The sequence below is a fragment of the Streptococcus sinensis genome (genome assembly GCF_000767835.1).
GTDB lineage: Bacteria > Bacillota > Bacilli > Lactobacillales > Streptococcaceae > Streptococcus > Streptococcus sinensis.
The window spans coordinates 1-4366 of the sequence record NZ_JPEN01000071.1; the positions used below are offsets into that span (position 1 = coordinate 1).

Genomic DNA, 4366 nt, shown 5'->3' on the forward strand with positions numbered 1-4366 from the left:
TGTTTCTGTGGGTGACGGCTATGTCGTCATGGCTGTCTGTCCCACTCTCTCTACTGTTTTAAAGGGGAATATTTGATAAGGAAGTCCTTGTCAGATGCACCTAAAGAACGATGTTGATAGGCCTGTCGAGAAAGGTTCAAAGACAGCTTAAATGAACTTTTGCAGTCATTGCATAGAAATAATATATTTACCGATTTCTGTTTTTGTCCCTTTTAATTGCCGAAGATACTGTGGATATCTTCCTCAGTTAGCCCGATCATAGGGTCAATTTTCAGGAAATTTTCCGTTGACAAGACATGGTTTTCCACAATTTTTTCTACATTATCCACAGGAGTGTGGATAAGTTCTTGAGAACCCTCTATGTCTCCAAAACGCTCAATCAGATAAGTTTTGCGGGCTGTTCCAGTATTTTTTACTGCATAGTCAAAGGCCACTTTTTCCCCAAGCAGAATCAGTTTGCTCTTAGCTCGGGTGATAGCTGTGTAGACCAGATTGCGCTGGAGCATGCGGTGGCTGCTTCGAGTAATAGGGAGGATAACCACAGGAAATTCGCTGCCTTGAGACTTGTGGATACTCATGGCATAGGCTAGGCGGATTTTGTACCATTCGCTACGCTGATAGCTAATCTCGTTGCCGTCAAAGTTGATGGTCAGTTCGTCCTGCTTGGATTCGGTGTACTTAGCTGGGAGCAGGTCGGTGATATAGCCCAAGTCACCGTTAAAGACATTATTTTCAGCATCATTGACGAGGTGGATAACCCGATCTCCCTGTCGATATTGGCAGTCAGGTGCCTCAAAGGTCAGCTGGTCTTTTTCCACAGGATTGATGAGATTTTGCATGAGGCTGTTAATCTGGTCAATGCCGGCCTGTCCGCGGTACATGGGAGCCAGCACTTGCACATCCTGAGCTGGGATGCCGCTGCGAATAGCTGCGCTGGTAATTCGTTCAATCATGGGCGGGATGTGCTCATTTCGAGCTTCAAAATAAGATCGGTCTGCTTTTTTCTCAGTAAAATCTGCTGGTAGCAGTCCTTTTTGGATCTGACTGGCCAGAGTGACAATGGTCGAATCTTGACTCTGCCGATAAATTTTTTCCAGCTTGGTCTGGGGGATGCTTGGTATTTGCAGTAGGTCAGCTAACACCTGACCAGGACTGACAGAGGGCAACTGCTCCGCATCTCCGACCAAGAGCAACTTGGTATTAGAAGAGATGTTGCTGAGGAGCTGGTTGGCTAGCCAAGTGTCCACCATAGAGAACTCGTCCACGATGATAAAGTCAGCATCCAGATAGTCATCTAGGTGACTGGTGTCATCATCACCAGTCATACCAAGATGGCGGTGGATTGTAGCACTGGGCAGTCCAGTCAGTTCATTCATACGACGAGCAGCTCGGCCAGTCGGAGCTGCTAGGAGGATGGGCAAATCTGCCTTCTTTTTCAAATCCAAGCCTCGAAGCTGGCTGTAGACGGCGATGATACCATTGATAACGGTTGTTTTACCAGTTCCTGGTCCCCCGGTCAGGATAAAGACCTTTTGTGTGATAGCGTCGAAAATGGCCTGCTTCTGAATCCTATCATAGTGGATGCCGAGATTATCCTCGGTTTGGCTGATGGCCTCTAGGATTTTTTCTTCTTCAAAGCGATCTTGACGGCCTTTTTCTAAGAGGCGGATTAGATTGCTACGGATGCCTTCCTCGGCAAAGAAGAGGCTGTTTTCAAAAATCTTGGTTTCGACGTTTTGGACCTTGTCTTCTTCAATCAGGTGAGCTAATTCATCGGCTACCAGACTGGGATCTAGCTCTACTTGGCGCGAATTCTCCAAGAGTTCAATGGTATGAGCCAATAGGTCTTTAGCCTCCAGATAGGTATCGCCAGTTTCCATGGACTGGGTCAGAAGGGTATGAATCAAGCCAGCCCGAAAACGCTCAGGGGCATCACTCTCAATGCCCAACTGCTGGGCTAGTTGATCGGCAATTTTAAAGCCGATGCCTTGGATGTCCTCAACCAGTTGGTAGGGATACTGTTCAACGATTTCCAGCGTTTCTCCCTTGTAGGTGTCTTGGATCTGAAAGGCTAGCTTGTTGGGAATCCCGTAGGCGGCTAGTTTGGCCAGAACTAGCTCTGTTCCATAGTTGAGTTGCAGTTTGGTTACAAAAGCTTCTCGGTTTTTGGCGGAAAGACCAGTGATTTCTTTGAGCTTCTCTGGCTCAGCCAGAATCTTGTCAATGGTCTCATCGCCGTACAGGTCAACAATTTTTTGGGCTGTTTTGACGCCGATACCTTTAAAGTGGTCACTGGAAAAGTATTTAATCAGCCCCTTGCTGGTCGGCTTAGCCCTTTCATACCGGGAAAGCTTGAGCTGCTGTCCGTATTTAGGGTGCTGAACAAGATTGCCCCAAAAAGTATAGTCCTCGCCTTCAATAATATCGGCCATGGTGCCGGTAACGATAATCTCAAAATCATCAAAATCTTCACAATCCGTGTCTTGGATGTCCAAGAGGAGGATTCGAAAGAAGTTGCTGGGATTTTCAAAAATGATGCGCTCAATAGTGCCTGAAAAATAAAATTCTGTCATTGTTTATGTATCTGTTTTTAAAAATCAAACCCAGCTGAGAAGTCAACTGAGTTTGGATAGGCTATACTCCTTAAGTATTAATAAGTTTTAAAAGGCAGCAGCGGCCAGAAGCGGAATTTAGCTTCGCCTTGAATTTGACTGGATTTGAAAGCACCGACCTGACGGCTGTCTTTGGAAACAATCCGATCGTCACCCAAAAGTAGGTACTCGTCATCTAGGAGCTTGATGGTAAAGACAGGACTGCCGTCTTTATCCACTGTAAAGGCCTGAGCCTGAGAAGCCAGCTTGCGGAAAAATTCCCCATTGTCCTCAAAGTCCTCACCGATATAAGTGGACTGAAGTTTGTCCTCTTGGAATTTCTTGATATACTCCGTTAAATAGGGTTCATCAGTCTTTTTGCCATTGATATAGAGAGTGTCGTTTTCATATTGGATAGTGTCACCAGGCAGGCCGATGACACGTTTCACGATTTCTTTCGTTTTGCCGTTATCATCTTTTTCAGAGGCTACGACAATATCGAAGCGATCAACCGACTGGTGCTTGAGAACCAATAAATACTCACCATTGGCCAGCGTCGGGTCCATAGAGTGACCGTCAACCTTGACAGGTGCCCAGAGGAGCCAGCGGGAGATTAGGATAGCTGAGATAATCAGGGAAAAGAGACCCCATTCCTTGAGGAAGGCTCGGAAGTCAAAGTGTTTATTTTTCATGGCTTACCTTTCTAAAAGCTTTTTTGCTTTTTCTGTATTTTTGAAATGGAGTTTGGCTGAATGCTGGAGACCGGCCATTCCGTATGTTTGGAGAATCTGGCTGGCAACCTGATCGCTCTTGCTTCCTGCTCCGCTCGGCAGAGTGTGACCAAGCTCCTGACTCAGATTTTCTAGATTTTCCAGAAAGAGGTCACGGGCGATAATGGAGCTGACAGCGACAGCTAGAAACTTCCCTTCAGCTTTTTCAATGAGACTAATGGGATTTGGGAAATGATTCTTTTCATTTTGCAGATATTTGTCATAATTTTGCTGACTGGTAAAGGCATCAATGACAATTTTTTCCGGTGTCAAACCTTTTTGCAGTAGCAGATAAATGGCTTGATTGTGAAGAGCCACTTTGACAGATACGGCATTGTAACCAGAGGCAATTACTTCATTATATTTTTCTGGAGACAAGAGCAGGGCCTGATGTTGGATTTCTTTTTTCAAAATCGGCGCCAGCTGCCGAATCTTATGGTCGGTCAAGGCCTTCGAGTCGCCTACACCCAACTTGCGCAAGAAAGCATGCTGTTCTGGACTGACAAAGGAAGCCACCACTGCTAAACCACCAAAATAAGAGCCGTTTCCGACCTCATCAGTACCGATAAGGGAAAAGTTCTGGGAAGTGTTGACTGTTTCCTCGGCTTGGTAGCCAAAAAAAGCAGCATAGTGGGCAGCTTTTTCTCCTTGAAAAAGAACCTTGCCAGAAGTATAGATGCTGACAGTTGCCTGATTCAATTTCAGCAGATATTGAATGTATTGATTCTTGCTAGGTGTCAGGCAGTCTTGATATTTCTGGATAAAAGCCTGAATTTCTTCTCGTTTAGGACTTAAAGTAATACTTTCCATAGTCACTATTGTACCATAAAAAGGAAAAGAGGAAAGCCATAAGAATGTAAGATTTTAAGATATTTTCTTCATGTTTTTAAGTAGTAACTTTTGTACGTTTGTCAATGATGTGAGACCAAACTAAAGTTATCAAAAAACTTGATATGGTATTCTCTACAAGGAGCTAGCTCCTTGTAGATTTTTTCTTATTTCGAT

At 44.8% G+C, this 4366-nt stretch carries 3 protein-coding genes; all 3 read right to left on the reverse strand.

Annotated elements, in window-relative coordinates; translation table 11 throughout:
- Window positions 1–212: 212 nt before the first annotated feature.
- The 3 genes from recD2 to rnhC all read right to left on the reverse strand — a co-directional run bounded on the left by recD2 (window position 213) and on the right by rnhC (window position 4171).
- Window positions 213–2573, reverse strand: a complete 2361-nt coding sequence (gene recD2, locus SSIN_RS06265) for an SF1B family DNA helicase RecD2 (protein WP_037616998.1) — start codon at window positions 2571–2573, stop codon at window positions 213–215.
- 77 nt (window positions 2574–2650) lie between these two features.
- On the reverse strand, window positions 2651–3283 hold the full coding sequence (gene lepB / locus SSIN_RS06270) for a signal peptidase I (RefSeq protein ID WP_037617001.1): 633 nt from the start codon (window positions 3281–3283) through the stop codon (window positions 2651–2653).
- Window positions 3284–3286: 3 nt separating this feature from the next.
- Entirely contained in the window at window positions 3287–4171 is an 885-nt protein-coding gene (gene rnhC, locus SSIN_RS06275) for a ribonuclease HIII (protein ID WP_037617003.1), read from the reverse strand.
- Window positions 4172–4366: the final 195 nt, after the last annotated feature.

Coding starts and splice junctions, on each gene's coding strand:
- recD2 (WP_037616998.1), bottom strand. CDS start 2,573: ATGACAGAATTTTATTTTTCAGGCACTATTGAGCGCATCATTTTTGAA.
- lepB (WP_037617001.1), bottom strand. CDS start 3,283: ATGAAAAATAAACACTTTGACTTCCGAGCCTTCCTCAAGGAATGGGGT.
- rnhC (WP_037617003.1), bottom strand. CDS start 4,171: ATGGAAAGTATTACTTTAAGTCCTAAACGAGAAGAAATTCAGGCTTTT.